The organism is Anabaena sp. WFMT, from assembly GCF_051781005.1.
Classification (GTDB): Bacteria; Cyanobacteriota; Cyanobacteriia; order Cyanobacteriales; family Nostocaceae; genus Anabaena.
In genome coordinates this window covers 290,400-314,968 of the sequence record NZ_JBPWOA010000026.1, presented here as the reverse complement: position 1 = coordinate 314,968, position 24,569 = coordinate 290,400, and the positions used below count along the sequence as shown (strand labels likewise).

The following is a 24,569-nucleotide window of genomic DNA, read 5'->3' as shown; positions in this document are numbered from 1 at the left end:
TAAAGACAAATATATGAATATCAAAATTCCTTTAGCATGGCTACAGTTAGTCCAGCAAAAAGTACGTTTTGTCGTAGCTGTAGCCGGGATTGCTTTTATTGTGCTGCTGATGTTTATTCAACTAGGGTTTCAAGATGCACTCTATTCTAGCGCTACAGCATTACATCAAAACCTCAAAGGTGATTTATTTTTAGTCAGTTCTCAATATAAATCTCTGACCTCAAATCAAAGCTTTTCTCGGATTCGGTTACATCAAACATTAGGATTTGATGGTGTAGAGTCTGTGAGTCCAATGTATTTACAATTTGCCAAATTAAAAAATCCTGCAACTGGTGAAAAATATTCAATATATGTAATTGGTTTTGATCCGGGAAAACCAGTCATGAATATCCCTGAACTTGAGCAGAATTTAGATAAACTGAAAATTCCTGATGTCATGCTATTTGACAGAGATTCTCGACCAGAATTTGGGCCAATAGCAGAAAAATTTCAGCGCGGTGACACGGAACAAACAATTGAAATCTTTCCCTTTGATGCCGCAAGAGGTTATCGAGTTCGAGTAGGTGGTTTATTCAGTTTAGGGCCTTCCTTTGGTGTAGATGGCAATTTAATTGTGAGTGACTCAACTTTTTTGAGGATAAATCCCAATAGTCGTCCTGTAGAAAAGATAGATGTAGGTATTATTAAACTCAAATCTGGCGTTGATACAAATAAGATTTTAGCAAATTTGAAAGCAAGTTTACCTAGTGATGTGCAGATTTTCACTCGTCAAAGCTTTATTGACTTTGAAAAAAAATATTGGTCTGTAAGAACTCCTATTGGTTTCATTCTTAACCTCATGTTAACAATGGCTTCTGTGGTTGGTGTAGTGATAGTTTATCAAATTCTATATAGTAATATAGCCACTCAATTTATTGCCTACGCAACCTTAAAAGCTATTGGTTATGCCAATAGTTATTTATTAAATGTAGTTTTTCAACAGGCGTTAATCTTGGCAATATTATCTTATATACCAGGATTTATTGTTTCCTTGATGCTATATGATTTTGCGATGAAATCGACTAAGTTACCCATCATTATGACTCCTAATAATGCCTTAATAGTCTTAACCTCTACGGTTTTAATTTGTATAACTTCTGGAGCATTAGCTATTAATAAACTTCGCTCCGCAGATCCGGCTGATATTTTCTAGTCAATCTAGCATAAATTCAGTAATTTAAGTCAACATATTTACCTATCAATATCGTACTATGAATCTTCACAGCAAAACTCTTCTAATCACCGGCATTGATGAATTTATCGGCTTACGTGCAGCCGAGTTAGCAATTGCTCAAGGGATGAAAGTACGAGGCTTACAAAGTTCTTCAGTGCAGAATAAAAATCTCCAAAATTTGGGAGTTGAAATCATTGTTGGTAGTATCACTGATGCAAAAGTTGCTCAACAGGCTTGTCAAGGAGTAGATATTGTTTTACATACAACTCAACTTGCTGAAGAAGCTGGAGAACTGAAGAATTTTCGTGACATAAATGTTGGTGGGACTCTCAACATAGCTAAAGCTGCAAAGCAATTTGGGGTCAAAACATTTGTACATCTTTCTAGTGTTTTAGTTTATGGCTTTGACTATGCCGATAATGTTACAGAATCAGGGTTACTATCTGGAGATAATAATCCTTATTGTCAGACAAAAATTGAAGCAGAGACAGAACTATTAAAATTAAATTCACCATCAGATTTTGGTGTTATTATTATCCGTCCTGGAGATGTTTATGGGCCAGGAAGTATTCCTTGGATAGTACGACCAGTTTTGATGATGCGACAAAAATTATTTGCTTATGCAAATGATGGTAAGGGAGTCATGAATCATCTATATATAGATAATTTGATTGATGCCATTTTCTTAGCTATGGAAAAAGAAAGCTATGGCGAAATTTTTAATATCACAGATGGAGAAAAAACTTCCTGGAAAGAGTATTTTATTCACTTAGCAGCAATGGAAAATTTACCTGCACCGATGTCTCTTCCTAAAGAAGAAATGAAGTTGTTTCTTCGTGTGCGTCACCAAGGACAAAAGCTGTTTCGTAAAAAAGCCGATATTCTTCCTGAGTCTGTTGATTTCATGAGTCGTCCCCATGCTTATTCTATTGCTAAAGCTGAAAATATCTTAAACTATAAACCCAAAGTTGATCTAGAAGAGGGAATGCGACGTACACATGAGTGGTTGCAAAAAACTGATCTTCAAAAATTGATGAAATAGTTTTTTGTTTATCAGATAATGCATCTACATTTTTTACATCTAACACACCCGACAAGAGACTAAAACCCATTCCTCATATTTGGTGTTTTCCATCAATGCGTAATCGTGATGTTTGAAAAATATATGGTTATATTGATATCTCTCTAATCCACCTAAAAAAAAGGGGGTAATAACCTTCTTAAAGTCCTCCTTTATAAGCGATGCCCTGAGCTTGCCGAAGGGGAGGATTTAGGAGGATCTAAAATTTTTAATACATCAGCCATCACTTTTCAAATATCTTCTAATTCCTATACATAATTATGCTTGAGAAATAATACCTCCTCAGGATAGTTATCGAAATGTAGATGGAATTTTATGATTAAGAGTTGATGTGGGATTTCTCTATGTAGCTTTTATTCAAGTACTTAAGTATATCAATCTTACCTGGATATAACTATCGGCTTATGTTGAAGCTAACGCGCCTTTCTTATCTATTGTTTGCAACTCTATTAACTCTCAGTTGTGCTAAAACAGTTCATGCAGAACCAAACATGAAACTGACTGTAGTAGTGAATAATATACGTCACAAAACGGGTGAGGTTTGCTTGAGAATTTATGCTTCTGAAAAAGGATTTCCTACAAATAATTCTAGTGAAGTCCAAAGTGGCTGTACTAAGATCACTGGAAAATCTGTAACGAAGGTATTTTCTGGTGTAAAACCTGGGACTTATGCTGTTGCTGTAGTTGATGATCAAAATGGCGACCGCAAACTTAATAAAGATTTTTTTGGGATTCCGCAAGAAGGTTTTGGTGTTTCCAAAAATCCCACTGTTTCTATCCAAACTGGTACACCAAAATTCCGCGATGCTAGTTTTAAAATGACCAAAAATACAACTATCAATATCAATATTAAATATTCTCTTGATCCCTAGAAAACAAGGGACAGGAAATAGGGAGGAGATAGAAGTAAAGATCAAAATTCTCCTTACCTCCCCACCTCTTCATCTCCCCATCTCCAATCCCTCATCCTCCCGGAGACGATAGATTCATGCAAGATTTGATGACATTTTTGTCTAACTCTTTGATGGGTTGGCTGGTTATTCAGGTAGGTTTAACGCTAGTATTCTTATGGTATCTGCGCTCATACAAACAACCCTTATTATCAGATGAGCAGTTACCCAAAACGGCAGTAATTCTGTGTTTACGAGGTGCAGATCCATTTTTACCTAATTGTGTGCGATCGCTCTTACAGCAAAACTACCCGCAGTATGATTTAAAGCTGATCGTTGACAGTCCAGAAGATCCAGCGTTTAAAATTGCCAAAGAAGCGATCGCAGAATCTGCTGCAACTAATGTCCAAATTAGCACTTTGAGAACAGTCCGCCACAATTGTAGTCTCAAATGTAGTTCTTTAGTCCAAGCCGTCTCTGACTTAGATGACTCTTACAAAGTAGTTGCTTTAGTAGACGCAGATACCATAGTTCACCCCAATTGGTTGCGAGAATTAGTTAGTCCCCTCACCGATAACAAAGTTGGACTAACCACAGGAAACCGTTGGTACTTACCCACAGGTAGTTATTGGGGTTCTTTAGTGCGCTATGCCGGCAACGTCTCCACTGTCGTGCAAATGTTCCTATTTCAAGTTCCTTGGGGTGGGAGTTTAGCAATCAAAACAGAACTCCTGCACAAAACAGAACTACTTGAAAAGTGGGGAGAAGCTTTCGGTGACGATATGCTCATGCATAAAGTCATCAAAAAACACAAATTGCAAATCAAGTTTGTGCCTTCTCTATTAATGGTTAATCGAGAAGAATGCGATTTGCCGAATTTATTTGCATCTCTCAAACGCTTAATACTTTGTTCACGACTTTATCATCCCAATTGGTTAGCTTTAGTCAGTGATGCTGTTTCTAGTATTCTATTTCCTACTCTAGTTATCATCTTAAGTCTAGGATTTTTGTTAGCAGCAGAATGGAAAGATGCAGCTTTCTTATTGAAGTCTTATAGCGTCTATACCATCGGATTACTCTTGCTCATGTTGGTCATGGAACTAGGAGTACAGGAAGTAATTCGCTCTCAAGGTCAAACAATTGCTCAAGTGTCACTGGCTACAATCATGAAAATGTTAATTGCCATTCCTTTGACACAATGGGTTTATGGATTAGCAATGATATCTTCTCTCTGGATGTCAACAGTTACCTGGCGTGGTCTTACCTATCGAGTCCAAGGCCCCTGGAATATTCGCCTAGTTGAATATCATCCTTATCAATGGTTAGATCAACCAATTGATGGCAAACTTTCTCTGTAATTTCATGTTGGTATTTAGTTGACATAAAAATCCCAACACCAGCATTTTCATCAAATACAGCAGATTGCAGATAAATGAGGCTGGCTTGAACTTAGGGACTTCCAATTAAAAAAATACTCAAAAGTTTCTTAAAGTTTCTTGTGGTGTGGGCATCTTGCCCGCAAATTATCAAGGTCTGAATTCTGCTGTATTTATTGCCTCATTTCTAACTATATCATTTTCATGAAATATTTACTTTAACCATGAAAAACAAACCTCTCCGCATAGCATTATTTACAGGATTATTCGCTCCATTTTTAACAGGAGTTTCAGTTGCAGTACATCAACGAGTGCGTTGGTTACTGGAACAAGGACATGAAGTTTTTCTCATTCACCCAGAAATCAATAATCTGTATCCGAAACAAGTTGGTAATCGTCCCATGCCGGGACTAGAAGAACTAGAAACTTTCCCTAATTTCTCATCATTTGCCTTTCCTACAAAACCACTAATTTTATACAAATCTCTACCCCAACCATTAAACTATCGGCATTGGAACGATACTAAGTTACTAGAACGATTCCAGCCGGACATCATCATAGTTGAAGAAGCGGCGCAAATGAGAGGATTATACTCATTTTACTTACAAGGTTACGGCCGTCCTGTGGGAGTTAAATACGCCAAAAAAACTAAAACTCCTATTATTTCAGTTTTTCATACGGATATTGTTGCCTATATCCGATATTACCTAGGAGATGTATTCTTCAAGTTAGTCAATCCCATTATTCCACTTTTAGTTAAGCAATTTAGTCAGTCTTATAACCTCAATTTATTTCCTTCAAGAGAACAATTATCTAAATACCAAAAACTAAAATGTCAAACTGCTGAATACCTTCCCTATCAAGGGATTAATTGTGAAAAATTTCACCCTCGTAACATTTGTTATGATCCAATTCCTGAAGATAAGCGACCGACTATTCTTTTTGTCGGACGTATTACCGCAGAAAAAAATGTTACTCAACTTTTAGATGCATATCCATTGATTGCAGCTAAAATTCCTGATGTTCATATGGTCATTATTGGTAGTGGTCCTTTAGATCAAGAAATTCGTCGTCGCGCTCAAAATTATCCATCTGGTGTGACTATTTGGGGTGAGTCTCACGGCACAGAACTTTTAGGATGGTTTGCTAGAGCAGATGTATTTATTAACCCTTCAGTTACCGAAAACTTCTGTACTACAAATAATGAAGCTTTAGCTTCAGGAACTCCTTTAGTTGCTGCGATCGCTCCCTCAACGGCAGAACAAGTAATACCCGGTCATAATGGCTTTCTCGCTCAACCAAATAACCCCAAAGATTTTGCGGAAAAGATTATTACTATTCTCGAAAATCCTGAACTCAAAGCACAATTATCTCACCAAGCTCGTCCTTCTATATTGGAATTTGATTGGTCAGTATGTACCCAAAAGTTTGAAGATAGGCTCTATCAGCTAGTGGAAATACCCACAAAAGTTGAGTTAGGGACTTCCAAATAAAAAATAGCCAATTTGGCTACATAACTTTAATTATCTCTGATAGAGTGTGGAAATAATTGACCTGTGGGCTTTTAGGTTCCAAGTTTGAGATATTAGCAACCTCTGCCAGAGTTTTATCAATGGAGGAATGACCTGCTCTAATTGATAAAATGATTGGTAATATCCTCAACTGTGCCTAAAATCTTTAGACCTCATAAATATTGATTTATGGGGTCTTTTATTTTCAACTAATATGGACAAAATCTCCTGCATTATGTCTAATCTTTAGACTAATTAAATTAGGCATTACAGATAAATAAGCAAAAATCCATGATAATATTTATTTGCATTTGCCTCTTTTCAGTCACCATATAAAATTTATATTTTTATTAATCCCCCCCAAGCAGTAAATAAATATGTTGGGGAAAATTTAAATCAGTAATTTAGCCAGACAAAACTCCTTTTATTATGTCCTGAAAATTACATTTATAGACTTGATTTTTTTGATTAGGTCAGCAAAAATACAAACAAGTCTAACATCTTGTAGGCTCTCTTGGTGACAACTTAACCTTATCCAATGTCCAAAGTCCGCAGAAGCGGACTTTTTTTTATCACTGAATTTAACAGATTTAAGGATTTCACGGACGGGCAGGACTTGTACTGAGCTTGTCGATAGCGTAGCGTGGCGTTAGCCATAAGTAATTGGACAAAAATATTTACAGTCATTGCGAGCGAAGCGAAGCAATCCCAGCCCCTGCGATTGCGTCATTCCACTTCGTTCCATTCGCAATGACATTGTGTAATTAATTCTGTCCAGGTACTTAGTATGCCCATCCCACAAGATTGGATAATTTATTTTCTGGTGTTCCCTAAGTCTTGTTGATCAGAAAATATCCTGAAAACCCTGTGACACTAAGAGGTGGCATCCCAAACGTGTAAGTTTACTGTCATGCTGTAGCTTGCGTAGAGTAGGGTGTGAAGCGTATCCCTTGGAGAGGTTTCCCTATCAAAATGACAATTTGCGCTGTTTTTGCAAAATTGGGATGCTCCCCTTTACAAAACGAAGTGTATACTACTATCACCTACGCATTGTATAGTAGATCAATATTAGATCATCGAAATACGCAGATTGTAACTTAGTGAGGCGCAAATTATAGCGTTTCTCGGTTGAGTGAGATACAAGAACCCCACCCCCAACCCCCTCCTCCTTCGGATTCACCAGTCGCCTACGGTGGGAAACCCGCCTACAGCGCTGGTTCACCGCAAGCGATGAGGGGGCTATGATGTACCTCATGTGATGAGGAAACGCTATATCGTAGGGTGAACAACCGTTTTATTCTCATCTTAGTTATTTCTTAACCAAGTGGGATTACAGTTTTATGCACAGGTGTATTTAAATGTCAGAAAATGACCACTATAGCGACAATTGAAGTTACTCAACTATCAAAAAGCTTCAAAGGTAAATCAGCACTGAATCAGCTATCTTGTACAATTCATGCAGGAGAAATGGTGGCACTTTTAGGTGCATCGGGTTCTGGTAAATCTACCTTATTGCGGCATCTCAATGGTTTGCAGAATGCAGATAAAGGATCAGTTTCAATTTTTGGCAGCATTCTACAAGCAGACGGAAAATTACATTCCCAAATTCGGGCTTTGCGGAGTCAAATAGGCTGCATTTTTCAACAGTTCAATCTTGTAAACCGATTGACAGTGATTGAAAATGTTCTTGTTGGTAACTTAGCGAAGTTATCTCTGGCACGTTCAGCATTACATTTATTTACAAAAGCCGAAAAAATTCGAGCATTATCTGCATTAGAAAGAGTAGGAATTTTAGAACAAGCTTATAAGCGAGCTTCGATGTTATCCGGTGGACAACAACAACGAGTTGCGATCGCACGTTGTCTGATGCAAGGAGCAAAAATCATCCTCGCAGATGAACCCATAGCATCCCTAGATCCTGAATCTGCACGTAAAGTCATGGAGTTGTTGGTTGAACTCAATCAACAAAATGGCATCACCATCGTAGCTTCATTACACCAAATCCAAATTGTTCGCAATTACTTCCATCGTGTCATTGCTTTAAGAGATGGAGAAGTAATGTTTGATGGTGCAATCTCAGAAATAAATGACAACAAGCTCAATGAAATTTATGGTGCAGCAACAGAAGAACTTGTCATGAAAGGGCATGGAGAACTTTTAGCGTAATACATATAAAGTCTGCATTACCAGAAATTATAATTACAAAAATATTGAAGTTTAGAGTATTATCAACACACAATTAACTACAAAAGACGGAGGAAAAAATGGACAGACGGTTATTTATTCAACAAACTTCTTTGTTTACCTTAACTTTAGTAAGTGCTAAGATCCTTTCAGCTTGTACTGCTACTGATACTAATTCAGAAAATGCAAGCAGCACTTCATCAACTAGCAAAGCCGAAATTAAAGAGATTAACTTTGGCATTCTTTCTACAGAATCTCAAGCTAACCAAAAGCCGCTTTGGGAACCAATGATTGCTGCAATGTCTAAAGAAATAGGCATTCCCATTAAACCCTTCTTTGTCACCCAATATGCAGCAGTTGTAGAAGCAATGCGCTTTGGTAAAGTTCAAGCAGCTTGGTTAGGTGGTAAGTCCTACATTGAAGCTACAAAAAATGCTAATGCTGAAGTGTTTGCTCAAGTTGTTGCTAAAGATGGAACAAAAGGTTATTATTCTCATCTAATTACTAACAAAAATAATCCTATTCTGAATGCTGCTAAAGCTGAAGGTGGGGATAAATACGTCATCAAAAATGCAAGTAAACTCACCTTTGCATTTAACGATCCTAGTTCTACATCTGGATTTTTAGTACCTAGTTATTACATCTTTACTAAAAATAATATAGATCCTAAAAAAGCATTCAAACGGCTGATTTTTGCGGGTAATCATGAAGCTTGCGCTCTAGCTGTTGCTAATCAACAAATAGATGTAGCTACAATTAGTGATGAAGCTTTAGAAAAACTAGTACTCAACAATCCTCAAGCTAGAGAAAAACTGGAAATTATCTGGAAATCACCCATAATTCCTAGTGATCCTCTGGTATATCGTCGAGATTTACCAGAAGATATTAAAAAGAAGTTGCAAAATTTCTTCTATAACTACAAAGATGAAAAAGTTTTAGATCCCTTTCAAGTTTCTGGTTTTGATCCCGCTGAAGATAAAATGTGGAATCCAATTAGAGAACTTGAAATTTCTAAGCAAATTCAAGAAACCACATCTCAAGATAATCTTAGTGCGGAAGAGAAAAAAACAAAAATAGATGAATTAAATAAACAACTCAAAGAAATTCAATCCAAGTAATTTAATCATTTGATCAAACTAACATTTGCTTATAGCGGTTCTCGATTGAGTGAGATACAAAATTACCTCTCACCTTGCTAAGGGAAGGGTGCGCGACAGCGCGGGTGTGATGTATTTCATGAGCTTGGGAATTGCTATATTAAGAAGCATTGAATGTGACACACAGTTTTAGTCCTCATTAACAATGGCAGAAATAAGAAATATCCACGACAATCATCAAAGTTTTACCACATCTCCTGTGGTAATAGAGATGCTAAACCAAGAAAAAAAACTAGTAACTACAAATAGAGTATTTTTCACAATCATTATTGTTGCTGCTTTAATTTTTTCCTATATTCAGAGCGAAATTAATTTGACTGCTTTATCTGGGAGTGGTAGAAATATGGCAGAATATATCCGTGCCTACTTTCCACCAGATTTTAGTGATTGGAAATATTATCTATCAGAGACTTTGATTACAATATCAATGGGAATTTGGGGAACATTAATGGCAACAATTGTAGCTGTTCCTTTGTCCATACTAGCATCAGAAAATATGTGTCCAGTCTGGATTGTCCAACCAACACGACGTTTATTAGATGCTATGCGGGCAATCAATGAAATTGTCTTTGCACTTATTTTCGTCGTCGCTGTTGGATTGGGTCCTTTTGCTGGAGTTTTAGCTTTATTTATTAACACTTTAGGTATTTTAGGTAAACTATTTTCTGAAACTGTAGAAGCAATTGAACCAGGTCAAGTAGATGGCATTAAAGCTACAGGTGCTAACAAAATTCAAGAAGTTATATTTGGTGTGATTCCCCAAGTTATGCCTTTATGGACTTCCTTTGCACTTTATAGATTTGAAGCCAATGTTCGTGCAGCTTCGGTATTAGGAATTGTTGGTGCTGGTGGGATTGGAATTGCTTTATATCAGAGTTTTGGCTCTTTTGAGTACCAAAAAATTTGTGCAATTCTCATTATTTTGGTTTCAGCTACAAGCATTATTGATGTACTATCAGCTAGGGTAAGAAATTGGTTGGTTTAGGAATGAATTATCAAAAACTTATTTATGACAACTGTAACGCAAAGACAGGAATGGATAGCAACATTAGCTAAAGCGAACTTAGAAAGTTTAGAAAAACTTGTCAACCAATTAGGAACATTACCAAATTATAGTTTTTTACGATCGCCTGAAATTGGTTTAGCGATGGTGCGAGGACGCGCAGGAGGGACAGGAGAGGCATTTAATCTCGGAGAAATGACAATTACTCGCTGTGTAGTGCAGCTAGAAAGCCACGGAAACGATGCTGTGAGTGGGTTTGGTTATGTTGGAGGGCGATCGCGCCGTCATGCTGAACTAGCAGCCCTATGTGATGCCTTATTACAATGCCCCGATTGGTATGCACAGATTCACACTCAAGTAATTCAACCCCTGCAAACAGAAATTCAACATCAACAAGAACTCAAACAGCGTCAAACATCTGCCACAAAAGTTGATTTCTTCACCATGATGAGAGGGGAATCATAGATGAATCAAATCACACATTTACCAGGTTTTCAAGATCCTATTCATGACTCACAGAGGACTTTTCGAGCATTACTAGATGCCCATGCTAGACCGGGAACACCATATTTAATCACGGCTAATTTAACTATTCCTCAAGGATTAAATTCTGGTTGTGCAGCAGCTTGTTTAACATTATTTGATTTGGATGTGCAAGTATGGCTTCAGCCTAGTTTTGAACCTCAAGTAAAAGCTTGGTTGTTATTTCATACAGGTTGCCGTTTTACGACACAACCAGAACAGGCAGATTTCGCTGTAATTCAAAATCTTGATAAGTTTACAGAATTATCTAATTTCAATTCTGGTACACCAGAAAAGCCAGAAAATTCAACAACATTATTAATCCAAATAGAAAGTTTTTCAGCAGGAAGAACAGTAGTATTAACAGCCCCAGGGATTTTAGAACAACAAATTATTTCTCCCCAAGTTCATCTGGATTTTTGGGATTTTTGGACAAAAAATAATCAAAGTTACCCTTTAGGATTAGATGCCTTTTTATTTGCAGAAAATTCTGTAATTGGTCTACCACGTACCGTAAAATCAGGACTTATGCAAAATCATAGAGAAACGAACCGCGAAGGCGCGAAGAACGCGAAGGAAGAAGGAAGAAGGGTTTTAGAGAGTTATTGCGTAAGTCCTGAAAATTAAGAAATTTAGCTTTGATTAGTCCAAATTAAAAAAATACATAAAATTAATAAATCTATAAAAATTAAGATTTGAACAGATAATTGGAGTTTTAAATGTGTAGTAGGGAAATAGAAAAATATGCCTTATGTTGCAGTTAAGGGTGGGGAAAAAGCAATTGAGAATGCCGAAGCTTTACTTCAAAGTAAACGCCGGGGTGATCCGACAATTCCCGAATTAAGTATAGAACAAATTGAACAACAATTAACCCTAGCAGTAGATAGAGTCATGTGTGAGGGTAGCTTATATGATCGGGAATTAGCCGCCCTAGCAGTGAAACAATCTTGGGGTGATTTAGTCGAAGCAATTTTCTTAGTTAGAGCCTATCGAGCCACACTACCACGCTTTTACTATAGCCAACCAATAGACACTAGTAAAATGCAAATTCAGAGGCGAATATCTGCAATTTTTAAAGATGTCCCAGGAGGGCAAAAATTAGGTGCGACTTTTGACTATATTCACCGTCTTTTAGACTTTAAATTAATGGCTGAAGGAGAAGCACCGACAACACCAGAAGCAGAAGCAATTACCGAACCGATACCCCGTGTAATTGACACATTAGATCAAGAAGATTTAATGCAGTCAGAAATTGCAGAAAAAGACGAAACAGAACCCTTTGATTTAACACGTCAACCGTTAACTTTTCCTGCCGAAAGAGATGCAAGACTGCAAAATTTAGCCCGTGCAGATGAAGGATTTTTATTATCCTTAGCATATTCTACCCAACGAGGTTACGGCAGAAACCATCCTTTTGCGGGAGAAATTCGCATGGGAGAAGTAGAAGTAGTGATATTTCCAGAAGAATTAGGATTTGAAATTGCGATCGCTGATATCACTATAACCGAAGTCCAAATGGTCAATCAATTTAAAGGTAACAAAGAAATACCTGCTCAATTTACCCGTGGATATGGACTCACCTTTGGTTACAACGAACGCAAAGCCATGTCCATGTCACTCGTAGATCGAGCAATGCGCGCTAAAGAATTAGGTGAAATAGTAGAAAATCCCGCTCAAAATATCGAATTTGTTCTTTATCACTCCGACAACGTAGAAGCACAAGGATTTGTCCAACATCTCAAACTCCCCCACTACATCGACTTTCAAGCAGAATTAAACCTAGTCAGAAAAATGAGAACCCAATCAAAAGAATAATAACTCATCCTCTCCGCGCGCCAGTTGCTTCAAGTCGGGGAACCCGCCCAACGCACTGGCTTGCCTCTGCGTCTCTGCGTGCAAAAATCCATATTCTCAAAAACGAGGTAAATCAGTGCTACCAACAACCAAAATTGCTATTCAAGCAGTCGATGTCCTAACTCCAAACGGTTGGATTCCAGATGCAACAGTATTAATTGAAAATGGAAAATTCATCAAAATAGATCAGACAATTACTCCCTCTGAATTTCCTGTAATCAATGCCAAAGGACTGCAAATGTTACCGGGAATAATTGATTTACACGGTGATGCTTTTGAGAGAATGATTTGCCCCCGTCCAGGGGTTAACTTTCCATTAGCAATCGCAATTGCTGATAATGATCGTAACCTAATCGCATCGGGAATTACCACCTTTTTCTGTTCCATTACAGATTCCTATGAACCAGGTTTAAGAAGTCGAGATTCTGCACGTTCCTTAATTGATTTTATTTTAGGAATCGGAAAACAGGTTTTAAGTTGTAATCATCAAATTCATATTCGACATGAAGAAGCTAACACTAAAAATCATGATGAGTTATGTAATTGGCTAGAATCTGGAAAAATAAATCTCATATCCATTAATGATCACCTACCACCCGCAGGAGATGAAGCGAAATTAAAGCGACTTCTCAAAGGTTTACGGCAAAGAGTAGCCCTTTCTGAACAAGAAATAACCGAATTACTAACTCAAACAGAAAAAAACAGACATCAAGGATATGAACAAGTAGAAGAATTAATTGCAATTGCCCATAGTCGTAAAATTCCCGTAGCTTCCCATGATGATGATTGTGAAGAAAAAGTAGCTTTAAGTCAACGCCGTCAAATTGCGATTGCCGAATTTCCTGCCAGTATCCCATTAGCTGAAAAATCCCGTGATTACGGTGCAGCAGTCCTCATGGGTGCGCCTAATTTAGTGCGGGGTGGTTCCCATGTCGGCTATATGAGTGTAGCTGAAGCGGCTAAATATGGGGTTTTAGATTGCCTTTGCTCAGACTATCATTACCCTTCCTTATTTCATGCTCCTTTTAAATTACAAGAATTAGGTTTAATGTCTTTTGAGGAAGCTTGGAAATTGGTTTCTAGTCATCCAGCAGCAGCAGCGGGAATTGGTAATCATAAAGGTAAAATTTCCCCCGGTTTAGATGCTGATTTTTTATTGATATCTCCCCATAATTCCCTCCATTCAGCAATTTCTTCTGTTTATATAGGTGGCAAAGAAGTTGCAAAATATCAGTAATAGCGTATTACAATATGCCCCTACAATCACACTATTTTGTAATATTTAATAATGGCAAATCTTCCATTACCTAATTACCAATCTCCAAATACTGGCTTTAATTTTGCTTATTTAGATGAGCAAACTAAGCGTTCAATTCGTCGCGCTTTATTAAAAGCAGTAGCTATTCCTGGTCATCAAATCCCCTTTTCTTCTAGGGAAATGCCCATGTCCTATGGTTGGGGTACAGGGGGAATTCAGGTCACATCTGCTGTAATTGGTCAAAGTGATGTTTTAAAAGTAATTGACCAAGGTGCAGATGATACAACTAATGCTGTGAATATTCGGCGATTTTTCAAAAAAGTTTGTGATGTTAAAACCACCGAAAAAACCGAGGAAGCAACACTAATTCAAACTCGTCACCGTATTCCTGAAACTCCATTACAAGATGGACAAATTATGGTTTACCAAGTTCCTATTCCTGAACCCTTACGCTGGTTAGAATCATCAGCAATTGAAACCAGCAAAATGCACGCTTATCAGGAATATGGAGGTATGTATGTCAAGTTGTATGAGGATATTACTAAACATGGATATATAGCTACAGCTTACGATTATCCAGTGATGGTAAATGATCACTATTTGATGAGTCCTAGTCCCATTCCCCGTTTTGATAATCCCAAATTGAATATGAGTCCAGCATTGCAATTATTTGGTGCAGGAAGAGAAAAGCGAATTTATGCCATTCCACCTTATACAAAAGTGAAAAGTCTGGATTTTGAAGATCATCCTTTCAGTGTGGAAAAATGGGATAAAGCTTGTGAATTTTGTGGTTCTCAAGAAAGCTTTTTAGATGAAGTTGTAATTGATGACCAAGGTGGAAGAATGTGGATTTGTTCAGATACAGATTACTGCAATCATCGACAACAGAAGAGATACAGCAGAATTCAGGAGTCAAAATAATTCGTAATTCGTAATTCGTAATTGCAATCAGTGGAGGCTTGAACCTACCACACTCCTGAACTCCTGACTCCTGTAATTAACAACTGATGAAACCTATTTTACAAGTTCAACAACTAAGCAAATCTTACGGTAATATCAAAGCGTGCGATCGCATCTCCTTTGATCTCTATCCCGGTCAAGTTCTCGGTATTGTGGGAGAATCGGGTTCCGGTAAGTCCACTTTACTCCAAGCAATTGCCCATAATCTATCTATTGACTCAGGTAATGTAATTTACTCAACTCGCAGTGGCGAAAACTTAGATATTGCCCAAATCCCTGAACCTAAACGCCGTTGGTTAATGCGAACCGAATGGGGCTTTGTCCAACAAAATCCCCGTGATGGTTTACGCATGAAGGTGAGTGCTGGGGCAAATATCGGCGAACGTCTCCTAGATGTTGGTATCCGTAATTACAGTCATATTCGCCAAGAAGCCACCCATTGGTTGCAACAGGTAGAAATCGATCCTCAGCGAATGGATGACCTACCAATAACATTTTCAGGCGGTATGCAGCAACGTTTACAGCTTGCCCGTGTCTTAGTTACAAAACCCCAATTGATATTAATGGATGAACCAACGGGAGGATTAGATGTATCAGTGCAAGCAAAATTGTTAGACTTATTGCGATCGCTCGTGCGAAACTTTCACCTCAGCGTTATTTTAGTCACCCATGATATCGGTGTTGTCAGGCTTTTAGCACATCGTCTCCTCGTCATGCAACAAGGACAGGTAGTGGAATCAGGTTTAACAGACCAGGTACTTGATGATCCTCAACATCCCTATACCCAATTATTGGTGAGTGCCGCTTTAACACCATGAGTTTATTAACTACAACACCAACTAATATTTCTACAAACACCCTCCTGAAAGTTGAAAACTTGCAAAAAAGCTTTACTTTACATCAGCAAGGAGGTGTGAATCTACCTGTTTTAAAAGCAGTATCCCTAAATGTAAATGCGGGAGAATGTGTAGCCCTATCTGGAGAATCAGGTGCAGGGAAATCTACATTTATGCGTTGTTTATATGGCAACTATCGTGCTAATAGCGGCTCAATATGGGTAAAACATCAAGATAATTGGCTGGATTTATGTCAACTTCCACCCCATGAATTGTTAATAGTACGACAGAAAACAATTGGTTATGTTAGCCAATTTTTACGAGTCATTCCTAGAGTACCAGCCTTAGAAGTTGCCGCAGAACCACTGTTAGAACTAGGCGAAACCACAGCAACCGCTGCTGAAAAAGTACGCAACTTATTTCATCGTCTCAACCTACCAGAAAGATTATGGCATCTCTCCCCCACCACTTTTTCAGGAGGAGAAAAACAGAGAGTTAACATTGCCCGTACCCTAGCTGTACACTATCCAATTTTGCTACTAGATGAACCAACCTCCGCCCTAGATGCTAAAAATCGCCAAATAGTCGTGGAACTCCTCAAAGAATGTCAAGCTAGAGGTTCTGCCTTAATTGGTATTTTTCATGACGAAGAGGTGCGAAATCAACTATGTAACCGAGAATTAATTTTTGGCTAGGTGGTTCTCATGCTGGTAATATTGGCAATTCTTAAATTCTTTTATAAAAACGCGTTTAATCAAGACGGATCATATATAAAATTGTTTGAATTTCTACAAAATTTAATTGTTCGCTCACAATTAGTAAATATTAAGAAGTTTAATTTTATTTGAAAGTTCCGATAATTAATTTACACTGTATGAACAGTACTAATTTTGAGTCAATCAAAATTTTTTTTACTCAAGCATATAAAGTTTAGGTCACAAATTTGCTATGCTTTTCAGCAAACCTGGTAAAATAATGTGGTCTTTTGCAAATTTTCTGCAAAAAAATCTCAAAAATACGGTTATTTCTCCAGAAAAAATTCTGAAAATACCGATAAATTACGATTTTGGAAAATTTAAAATCAGCATTTATACGGATAGTCTACAAGTAAATAACCAGTAAAATAGAGCTTCACTGGTAAATACTTTTAAATACCTAAATACTGCTGGATAGCTAACCTAGCTAACATTCAAAAAATATCAACAAAGGGTAATTTTTTTTAAAAAATCCTCTATCAACTCATGTTTAATGATGCTTTCATTCAAGCCTAACAAATTCTATATAGCAATCAGATACAGCAGAATATGGCTTACGCCACGCTTCGCTATCAGGAGTCAGGAGTAAAACTAGCTTGGTGTCTAGGTTTCAATTTTAATTCTGTACCGTTCGGCTGACGCTCACGGCGAAGCCTCATTAATCTGCAATCTGCTGTAGGACATCAATGAATGCTATTCATATTGTTTATATCTCAGACATTTTTGTCAATTTCCAAAATAACACTCATTTGGATCTGCTTAGTATAGATTTGATAGAAACTGACTGAATTAATTACAAATAACTAATGTAAAACTAACAAAGTTAATTTTGAAAACATTACATTCTAAAGTACACTTAGCATAGATTTGATAGAGGCTGAATTATTGATTATCAGGAAAAAAGTATGACCAACTCAGAACTCATAGAATCTCATAGCTTACTCAATGAGTTTAAAACCTGTACTCAAGTCCAATACAATGGAAAGTTAAATATTAAAAGTTCTAAAGGGCGACAATGGACTTTCTATTATCGTCTCGGCAGAATCGTATGGGCTACAGGTGGCACTCATCCCTTTCGACGTTGGCGGAGACACATGACTCAATATTGTCCCAATATTGACGTAGATAAAATCCGCTGCCGAACTGAGGATATTGCTATTGATTACTGGGACTACAACCTCTTAAACATTTTACACAAAAGACAAAAAATCCAACGAGAACAAATTCAAACTATTGTCGAAAGCACAATTGCAGAACTATTTTTTGATCTAGCACAGGAAGTAGACTTTGCTTCTGTGAGTTGTGATCTAAACCAGGAAGTAATATTAGAAATGCCAATGAGTTTTACAAGTGCAGATATGTCGATCAAGCATATGCAAGACTCGTGGGCAATTTGGTCAAAAGTCGGTTTAGCAAATATTTCTCCTAATTCATCACCAGTCTTGAGGAAAGCAGAACAACTCCAGCAAATGGTTAGTCCATCTGTATATAAAAACTTTGTCAGTTTAATTAATGGCAAATACACTTTGCGGGAACTGGCACTGAAAATGAAACAGGATGTTATGCCTGTTTCTCGTTCCTTACTTCCCTATATTCTCAAAGGTATTATTGAGTTAGTCGAAATACCTGACTTACCTTTACAAGTCAGTGATGCAGAGAAACCTACCCCCAGACAACCAAGAAAAATTGAGCGGAGAAATTCACCACTCATAGCTTGTGTGGATGATAGTCCTCTGGTCTGTAAAATGTTAGAGGATATTATTACCAGAAGTGGTATGAGGTTTACTAAAGTTCAAGAGGCTGTACAAGCTTTACCTATTTTGATTCAAGAGAAACCAGATTTAATTTTCTTAGATTTGGTTATGCCTGTAGCTAGTGGATATGAAATCTGCACTCAATTACGACGCATTCCTGCCTTTGCTAATACACCAATAATTATCTTAACTGGCAACGATGGTCTCTTAGATCGGGTTCGTGCTAAGGTAGTTGGCTCGACAGATTTTATCTCTAAACCAATAGTAGCTGATCGAGTTATAGCTGTAATACGTAAATATTTACCTGTACAGGCTAACTCAGTAGTTAGAAATACGACCAACCTCGAAACTTAATTAGGGTAATATATTTCGTTAATACTCAAGACGCAGCTGTCATAAAACTATTCATCAGAAAACACTTGTATGTAGTTTTTTGTTCTCAGATAGAACTTTTTGAATGTTATAAAAAGGACATCAAATAACCAGTTACGTATGTTAACTTATGTTGAATACGTAGATTAACGGTTGAAAATATCTATACAATGATTGAAGATAGAATAACAATGCAGAGTAGTATATGTTTTGTATAATATTTATTCTGTCTGATCGCACATCTAAGTCTTTGCTTTCAGGTTGAAATTAGTTGGAATTAATTTAAAAGGTAATTGCTATGAGTACTGTTTTAGTTGTTGAAGATGGAGTGACTGATATGGAAATTATCAGTCGTTACTTGCAACAAGCCGGCTATTCTGTAATTTCTGCCACCAGTAGCGAAGAAGCACAAATAAAAATAGATGCTAATAAGCCTGATGTCATATTACTGGATGTAATTTTGCCTGGTAAAAGTGGTTATGAAATTTGTAGAGAACTACAAAACAATCCTAATACTAGCCAGATACCCGTAGTTTTTTGTTCTACCAAAAATAGTGAAGTCGATAAAATTTGGGGTAATATGTTGGGCGCTAAAGCTTACTTATCAAAACCAGTAGATAGGGAAGAACTAGAAAATACTTTGAAAAATCTGATCAAAAAATAAATCAAATTACAGTGAAAAAACTATCCCCTAAAAAAGCTGATTAAACAAGCTTTATTCCCTCCTGAATTGTTATACTAGTCACTATTTATCAATTAGTTTTAATTACTGAGTAGTGACTAAAAAAATAGCTGATGATAAAGGAAAATTAATGTTGGATACTAAACAAAAATATTTAAGTTTTCATTTGGGAGTAAGAGATCAAGCAGTAATTTCATTGCAGCACATTACAGAAGTATTAAGAATTTCATTGACAGAAATATGTGGAGTTCCACAGATGCCCAATTGTGTACTGGGTATTTATAGCTGGCGTGGCGAAATGCTTTGGTTGGTTGATTTAGAAGAAATGTTAGGTTATCCACCTCTTTTACAAAGTTCAAATGCACTTTCAAAAATGATGGCAATTGTGTTAGAACATGAGGGTAAATACCTGGGACTATTGGTGCGACAATTGACAGATATTGAATCCCTAGATACCCAGAAAATGAAATTTTCACCTCCTGACTTATTTTTTCCAGCCATGTCACCTTTTTTGCATGGATACTTCACAAATGATTCAGAAGAAATGATTTTCAATTTAGATGCCCTAGCAATTATTCAATCACCTATGTGGGGGAGTCACAACTAAAAAATCTGATTGTAAATAGTAATTAAACAGGTAATTTGCATCTTAATCATTTAACATTTTCTGGCTCTAAAGTTCAAGTTATTACTAACTAAAAAAATAGGATTGAAGGTAAAAAAAATGACAACTTTATATCAAAGTAACGAAGACAGAGGAAATATTTTTGCTGAAGTAGAGAAATCAGATAAACACAATGGTAACACAGTCGTAAATGTTACCCATAATGATACCTCTACAGCTAATGCTATTACTCAGGAATTTAAAATCTGGCGGCAACGATTTCAATACATAACAACCCAGATGCGTCAAGTTCCCGACATGGATACTTTATTAAAAGTAACTGTAGCCGAAGTTAGGGATAAAATTGGTGGTGATCGCGCCTTAATTTATAAATTTACTAACTCTGATTTTGGAACTGTGTCAGCAGAATCAAGAACTAGCGGTTGGACTCCATCTTTAGGTGAAAATCTGCCAGCTATTTTGTTTGGTTTATATACCGATCAAGACTATATTGAAGCCGTAGTAATTGACGACATTAATCAAATTCAAGCTACCCCCTATCAAAAACAACTACTTGATAAATTTCAAGTTAAAGCTAGTTTAAGTCTGCCTATCTTTGTTGATAGTAAAGTATGGGGCTTATTGGTAGTTCACAGTTGTGGATCAGAACGGCAGTGGCAAGAAACAGAAACTACCTTATTGGCGCAAATAACCACAGAAATCACCTACAGATTGCAGAACTTCAAATTACAGAAAGAACTACAGCAGTCTACCTTAGCCAAGCAATCAGCAGCTAAAGTCATCACTAAAATTTTACAGCAACCTGATGTAGATAAAATCTTTCAAACTACTACTCAAGAAGTCCGTCAATTACTAAAATGCGATCGCGTCGGTGTCTATCGCTTTAATCCAGACTGGAGTGGCCAATTTGTCTCCGAGGCTGTAGGTAATAATTGGACAAAAATCGTTACCCCTGACTTCAAAATGGTCTGGGAAGATACGCATCTCCAAGAAACCAAAGGTGGTCGTTATGCCAAAGGCGAAACATTTATCGTCAATGATACCTACAAAATAGGTCTAGCTCAGTGCCACATTGAGATATTAGAACAGTTTGAAGCCAAAGCTTATGTCATTGCTCCCATCTTCTCAGGGGAAAAATTGTGGGGTTTACTAGCAGCTTATCAAAATACCGGGGCGCGGGAATGGCAAGACTGGGAAGTTAGCTTTTTAACTCAGATTGGTTTGCAATTTGGTGTGGCTATCTCCCAAGGAGAATATTTAGAACAAGTCCGAAAACAATCTGAACAACTAGCGCAGATTGCAAAACAAGAAAAAGCCTTAACTAAGATAGTTAATCGCATTCGTCAATCCTCAGATTTAGAAGAAATCTTCAAAACCACCGCTCAAGAGTCTCGTCAGGCTCTCAAGTGCGATCGCATTGCTATCTATCGTTTCAACTCAGACTGGAGTGGCAATTTCGTTGCTGAATCAGTAGGATCTGGGTGGGTAAAACTGGTTGGTTCTGATATCAATACCTTGGTGGAAGACACCTTTTTACAAGAAACCAAGGGAGCTAGGTTTGGAAAAGGTGAAAGCATATGGGTAAATGATATCTATCAAGAAAATATTACCCCTTGCTACCTAGAACTGTTAGAGCAATTTGAAGCCAAAGCTTATATCAACGTTCCTATCTTCTTTGGGGAAAAATTATGGGGATTGTTGGCAGCTTATCAAAATACCGAGGCGCGGGAATGGCAAACCTCAGAAGTCAACTTTTTGACTCAAATTGCCTTGCAGTTTAACCTTGCAAAATCCCAAATAGACTATCTAGACACAGTCCGCTCAAAAACTGAAGAATTAGCGCAGATAGCCGAACAAGAAAAAACTATCAACAAAATAGTCAACCGTATTCGTCAATCTTTAGACGTAGAAGAAATCTTCAGAACTACTACTCACGAAGTCCGTCAGGCTCTCAAATGCGATCGCGTCGCCGTTTATAAATTTAATCCAGATTGGGGTGGGGAATTTGTATCAGAATCTGTAGGGAATGGTTGGATAAAACTAGTTGGACCAAATATCAAAACCGTCGTAGATGATACCCACTTACAAGACACAAAAGGTGGTAGATATGCCAAAGGCGAAACCTTCGTGGTTAACGACACCTATGCCATAGGTCTAGCCCCTTGCCACATTGCCATCCTAGAGCAATTTGAAGCCAAGTCTTACATCATTGTGCCGATCTTCTTTGGCGATCAACTCTGGGGTTTGTTGGCAGCTTATCAAAATACTGGGACTCGTGAATGGAAAGAATCAGAAATCAACTTTTTACAACAGATTGGACTGCAATTTAGTCTGGCTAAATCACAGTTAGATTACATAGAACAAGTACAGTTGCAATCTCAGGAAATCAGTCAACTGGCTGAACAAGAGAAAACTGTTAACAAAATAGTCAACCGCATCCGTCAATCTTTAGACTTAGAAGACATCTTCAAAACCGCTACACAGGAAGTCCGTCAATCACTAAGATGCGATCGCGTCGCTGTTTACTGCTTCTACCCAGATTGGAGTGGGCAATTTGTAGCAGAATCCGTAGGTGCTGGATGGGTAAAGGTTGCCACTGCTGACTTCAAAATGGTCTGGGAAGATAGCCACTTGCAAGAAACCCAAGGAGGGAGATATGCCAAGGGTGAAAGCTTCGTCGTCAATGACATCTATCAAGCTGGTCATGCTCAATGTCACCTAGAAATTTTAGAGCAAGTTGAAGTAAAAGCTTACATGATAGTTCCCATCTTCTACGGAGAAAAACTATGGGGATTACTAGCTGCTTATCAAAACTCAGGAACTCGTCAATGGCAACCCAGAGAAGTCAACTTCTTAGAGCAGATAGGCTTGCAAATTAGTCTGGCAAAATCTCAGATAGATTACATAGAACAAGTACAGTCCAAATCTGAGAAACTCGCTCAAATAGCTGAACAAGAAAAAGCCATCACCAAGATAGTCAACCGCATCCGTCAATCTTTAGATGTAGAAGAAATCTTCAAAATCACCACGCAAGAAGTCCGCCTACTACTAAAATGCGATCGCGCAGCTGTCTATCAATTCACATCTGATTGGGGTGGCGAATTTGTCGCCGAATCTGTAGTTAGTGGTTGGGTGAAACTAGTCGGACCTGGTATCAAAACCATCTTAAACGACCCTTGCTTACAAAATAACGAAGGCGGGCGCTATAAAAAAGGTGACACTCTGATAGTCAACGACATTTATACAGCCACCCTTGATCCATGCTACATAGAGATCATCGAAAAATATGAAGCCAGAGCTTACATCATTACTCCCATCGTATTTGGGGAAAAACTCTGGGGCTTACTCGCAGCTTATCAAAACTCAGGAACTCGTGAGTGGGAAGAATCAGAAACTAACTTGTTATCACGTATCAGCGACCAGTTAGGACTAGTTTTACAACAAACAGAATACTTACAACAAGTACAAGCTCAATCATCCAAACTAGCAGAAGCAGCCCAACGGGAAAAAGCAGCTAAAGAATTACTGCAACAACGTTCTATTCAACTACTCAGAGCCATTGGACCTGCGCTCAGTGGTGATTTAACAGTCCGCGCCCCCATTACAGAAGATGAATTAGGCACAATTGCCGATGCCTATAATGGGACTCTGCAAGCATTACAACAAATCGTAATTCAAGTACAAACCGCATCTCAACAAGTCGCTCAAACCTCTATCAATAGCAATTCTTCTCTAGTAGGATTGACTGATTTAGCAAAAGAACAATCTGAGGAAATCACCCAAGCCTTAAGCGATATTCAACAGATGGTAGATTCTACCCAAGCGGTAGTAACAAACGCTCAATTAGTGCAATTAGCCTTACAACAAGCCAACAAAACTGTAGATTCTGGTGATATCGCCATGAATCAAACAGTAAACGCCATTCAAGCCATTCGGGAAACTGTTGCCCAAACCAGCAAAAAGATTAAACGCCTAAGTGAATCATCACAAAAAATCTCTAAAGTGGTGAACTTAATCAGCAACTTTGCCACACAAACAAACGTACTCGCACTCAATGCCGCCATTGAAGCGACTCGTGCAGGAGAATATGGCAAAGGCTTTGCGGTGGTAGCCGATGAAGTGCGTTCTTTATCACGCCAATCAGCAGCAGCTACTATCGAAATTGAAAAACTAGTTCAAGAGATTCAAACTGAAACTGGGGAAGTTGCAGTAGCAATGGAAATGGGTATTCAGCAAGTCGTCGAAGGCACAAACCTAGTTAGTGAAACCCGCCAAAACTTGAACGCCATCGTTTTAGCCACGGCTGAAATTAGTCAACTAATTGAGCGTATTACTGAAGCAACTCAAAAACAAATGAGCCAATCAGTAACAGTAACAACATCAATGAATGATGTAGCCTCAATAGCAAATAAGACCTTTGGTGAATCTCAAGAAATAGCTACTGTTTTCCAAAATTTGTCAGGAATGGCACAAGATTTATTAACAACAGCTAGTAAATTCAAAGTCAAATAATCCCCATTTGCACTCCTAAATGTG

The 24,569-nt window shown here is 37.7% G+C and carries 19 protein-coding genes; all 19 read left to right on the top strand.

Features of this window, described 5'->3' with window-relative positions; all coding sequences use genetic code 11:
* The first annotated feature begins 13 nt into the window (after nucleotides 1-13).
* The 19 genes from devC to ACSQ6I_RS18220 all read left to right on the top strand — a co-directional run bounded on the left by devC (nucleotide 14) and on the right by ACSQ6I_RS18220 (nucleotide 24,545).
* A complete protein-coding gene (gene devC / locus ACSQ6I_RS18310) occupies nucleotides 14-1,192 on the top strand; it encodes an ABC transporter permease DevC (RefSeq protein WP_438891720.1) in 1,179 nt (392 codons plus the stop codon).
* A gap of 58 nt (nucleotides 1,193-1,250) precedes the next feature.
* Nucleotides 1,251-2,255 carry an NAD-dependent epimerase/dehydratase family protein gene (locus ACSQ6I_RS18305; RefSeq protein ID WP_438891719.1) on the top strand — a complete coding sequence of 335 codons (1,005 nt, stop codon included), beginning with the start codon at nucleotides 1,251-1,253 and terminating at the stop codon, nucleotides 2,253-2,255.
* Nucleotides 2,256-2,698: 443 nt separating this feature from the next.
* Nucleotides 2,699-3,166 carry a DUF2141 domain-containing protein gene (locus tag ACSQ6I_RS18300; protein WP_438891718.1) on the top strand — a complete coding sequence of 156 codons (468 nt, stop codon included), beginning with the start codon at nucleotides 2,699-2,701 and terminating at the stop codon, nucleotides 3,164-3,166.
* A 116-nt stretch (nucleotides 3,167-3,282) separates the two neighbouring features.
* Complete coding sequence (locus ACSQ6I_RS18295; protein ID WP_438891717.1) at nucleotides 3,283-4,542, top strand: glycosyltransferase; 1,260 nt, start codon at nucleotides 3,283-3,285, stop codon at nucleotides 4,540-4,542.
* A gap of 242 nt (nucleotides 4,543-4,784) precedes the next feature.
* Nucleotides 4,785-6,053, top strand: a complete 1,269-nt coding sequence (locus ACSQ6I_RS18290; protein WP_438891716.1) for a glycosyltransferase — start codon at nucleotides 4,785-4,787, stop codon at nucleotides 6,051-6,053.
* Between the two features lie 1,386 nt (nucleotides 6,054-7,439).
* Nucleotides 7,440-8,237, top strand: a complete 798-nt coding sequence (gene phnC, locus ACSQ6I_RS18285; RefSeq protein WP_438891715.1) for a phosphonate ABC transporter ATP-binding protein — start codon at nucleotides 7,440-7,442, stop codon at nucleotides 8,235-8,237.
* A 98-nt stretch (nucleotides 8,238-8,335) separates the two neighbouring features.
* On the top strand, nucleotides 8,336-9,373 hold the full coding sequence (phnD, locus tag ACSQ6I_RS18280; RefSeq protein WP_438891714.1) for a phosphonate ABC transporter substrate-binding protein: 1,038 nt from the start codon (nucleotides 8,336-8,338) through the stop codon (nucleotides 9,371-9,373).
* Between the two features lie 184 nt (nucleotides 9,374-9,557).
* Nucleotides 9,558-10,397, top strand: coding sequence for a phosphonate ABC transporter, permease protein PhnE (gene phnE / locus ACSQ6I_RS18275; RefSeq protein WP_438891713.1), 840 nt, complete (start codon nucleotides 9,558-9,560; stop codon nucleotides 10,395-10,397).
* A 24-nt stretch (nucleotides 10,398-10,421) separates the two neighbouring features.
* Nucleotides 10,422-10,880 carry a phosphonate C-P lyase system protein PhnG gene (phnG, locus tag ACSQ6I_RS18270; RefSeq protein ID WP_438891712.1) on the top strand — a complete coding sequence of 153 codons (459 nt, stop codon included), beginning with the start codon at nucleotides 10,422-10,424 and terminating at the stop codon, nucleotides 10,878-10,880.
* Nucleotides 10,881-11,564, top strand: a complete 684-nt coding sequence (gene phnH, locus ACSQ6I_RS18265; protein WP_438891711.1) for a phosphonate C-P lyase system protein PhnH — start codon at nucleotides 10,881-10,883, stop codon at nucleotides 11,562-11,564.
* 117 nt (nucleotides 11,565-11,681) lie between these two features.
* Nucleotides 11,682-12,752 (top strand): carbon-phosphorus lyase complex subunit PhnI, encoded by a 1,071-nt coding sequence (locus ACSQ6I_RS18260; protein ID WP_438891710.1) that lies wholly within the window; start codon nucleotides 11,682-11,684, stop codon nucleotides 12,750-12,752.
* Between the two features lie 115 nt (nucleotides 12,753-12,867).
* Nucleotides 12,868-14,028, top strand: a complete 1,161-nt coding sequence (locus tag ACSQ6I_RS18255; RefSeq protein ID WP_438891709.1) for an alpha-D-ribose 1-methylphosphonate 5-triphosphate diphosphatase — start codon at nucleotides 12,868-12,870, stop codon at nucleotides 14,026-14,028.
* A gap of 51 nt (nucleotides 14,029-14,079) precedes the next feature.
* Nucleotides 14,080-14,970 carry an alpha-D-ribose 1-methylphosphonate 5-phosphate C-P-lyase PhnJ gene (locus ACSQ6I_RS18250; RefSeq protein WP_438891708.1) on the top strand — a complete coding sequence of 297 codons (891 nt, stop codon included), beginning with the start codon at nucleotides 14,080-14,082 and terminating at the stop codon, nucleotides 14,968-14,970.
* 86 nt (nucleotides 14,971-15,056) lie between these two features.
* Complete coding sequence (gene phnK / locus ACSQ6I_RS18245) at nucleotides 15,057-15,827, top strand: phosphonate C-P lyase system protein PhnK (protein ID WP_438891707.1); 771 nt, start codon at nucleotides 15,057-15,059, stop codon at nucleotides 15,825-15,827.
* Nucleotides 15,824-16,540 (top strand): phosphonate C-P lyase system protein PhnL, encoded by a 717-nt coding sequence (gene phnL, locus ACSQ6I_RS18240; protein WP_438891706.1) that lies wholly within the window; start codon nucleotides 15,824-15,826, stop codon nucleotides 16,538-16,540. The genes phnK and phnL overlap by 4 nt, the downstream gene beginning before the upstream one ends.
* 965 nt (nucleotides 16,541-17,505) lie before the next feature.
* Nucleotides 17,506-18,708, top strand: a complete 1,203-nt coding sequence (locus ACSQ6I_RS18235) for a response regulator (RefSeq protein ID WP_438891705.1) — start codon at nucleotides 17,506-17,508, stop codon at nucleotides 18,706-18,708.
* Between the two features lie 316 nt (nucleotides 18,709-19,024).
* Nucleotides 19,025-19,390, top strand: a complete 366-nt coding sequence (locus ACSQ6I_RS18230; RefSeq protein ID WP_438891704.1) for a response regulator transcription factor — start codon at nucleotides 19,025-19,027, stop codon at nucleotides 19,388-19,390.
* 148 nt (nucleotides 19,391-19,538) lie between these two features.
* The gene (locus ACSQ6I_RS18225; protein ID WP_438891797.1) at nucleotides 19,539-20,015 is read left to right on the top strand and encodes a chemotaxis protein CheW; all 477 of its coding nucleotides are present in this window, start codon (nucleotides 19,539-19,541) and stop codon (nucleotides 20,013-20,015) included.
* Between the two features lie 117 nt (nucleotides 20,016-20,132).
* Nucleotides 20,133-24,545 carry a GAF domain-containing protein gene (locus tag ACSQ6I_RS18220; protein ID WP_438891703.1) on the top strand — a complete coding sequence of 1,471 codons (4,413 nt, stop codon included), beginning with the start codon at nucleotides 20,133-20,135 and terminating at the stop codon, nucleotides 24,543-24,545.
* The last annotated feature ends 24 nt before the right edge of the window (nucleotides 24,546-24,569 follow it).

Bases quoted from the DNA above. Each gene is read 5' to 3' on its own strand.
- ACSQ6I_RS18235 (WP_438891705.1), top strand. From the start codon at position 17,506: ATGACCAACTCAGAACTCATAGAATCTCATAGCTTACTCAATGAGTTT.
- phnC (WP_438891715.1), top strand. From the start codon at position 7,440: ATGACCACTATAGCGACAATTGAAGTTACTCAACTATCAAAAAGCTTC.
- ACSQ6I_RS18250 (WP_438891708.1), top strand. From the start codon at position 14,080: ATGGCAAATCTTCCATTACCTAATTACCAATCTCCAAATACTGGCTTT.
- phnE (WP_438891713.1), top strand. From the start codon at position 9,558: ATGGCAGAAATAAGAAATATCCACGACAATCATCAAAGTTTTACCACA.
- phnD (WP_438891714.1), top strand. From the start codon at position 8,336: ATGGACAGACGGTTATTTATTCAACAAACTTCTTTGTTTACCTTAACT.
- ACSQ6I_RS18295 (WP_438891717.1), top strand. From the start codon at position 3,283: ATGCAAGATTTGATGACATTTTTGTCTAACTCTTTGATGGGTTGGCTG.
- phnH (WP_438891711.1), top strand. From the start codon at position 10,881: ATGAATCAAATCACACATTTACCAGGTTTTCAAGATCCTATTCATGAC.
- ACSQ6I_RS18260 (WP_438891710.1), top strand. From the start codon at position 11,682: ATGCCTTATGTTGCAGTTAAGGGTGGGGAAAAAGCAATTGAGAATGCC.
- ACSQ6I_RS18230 (WP_438891704.1), top strand. From the start codon at position 19,025: ATGAGTACTGTTTTAGTTGTTGAAGATGGAGTGACTGATATGGAAATT.
- devC (WP_438891720.1), top strand. From the start codon at position 14: ATGAATATCAAAATTCCTTTAGCATGGCTACAGTTAGTCCAGCAAAAA.
- phnL (WP_438891706.1), top strand. From the start codon at position 15,824: ATGAGTTTATTAACTACAACACCAACTAATATTTCTACAAACACCCTC.
- ACSQ6I_RS18225 (WP_438891797.1), top strand. From the start codon at position 19,539: ATGTTGGATACTAAACAAAAATATTTAAGTTTTCATTTGGGAGTAAGA.
- ACSQ6I_RS18290 (WP_438891716.1), top strand. From the start codon at position 4,785: ATGAAAAACAAACCTCTCCGCATAGCATTATTTACAGGATTATTCGCT.
- phnK (WP_438891707.1), top strand. From the start codon at position 15,057: ATGAAACCTATTTTACAAGTTCAACAACTAAGCAAATCTTACGGTAAT.
- ACSQ6I_RS18220 (WP_438891703.1), top strand. From the start codon at position 20,133: ATGACAACTTTATATCAAAGTAACGAAGACAGAGGAAATATTTTTGCT.
- phnG (WP_438891712.1), top strand. From the start codon at position 10,422: ATGACAACTGTAACGCAAAGACAGGAATGGATAGCAACATTAGCTAAA.
- ACSQ6I_RS18300 (WP_438891718.1), top strand. From the start codon at position 2,699: ATGTTGAAGCTAACGCGCCTTTCTTATCTATTGTTTGCAACTCTATTA.
- ACSQ6I_RS18305 (WP_438891719.1), top strand. From the start codon at position 1,251: ATGAATCTTCACAGCAAAACTCTTCTAATCACCGGCATTGATGAATTT.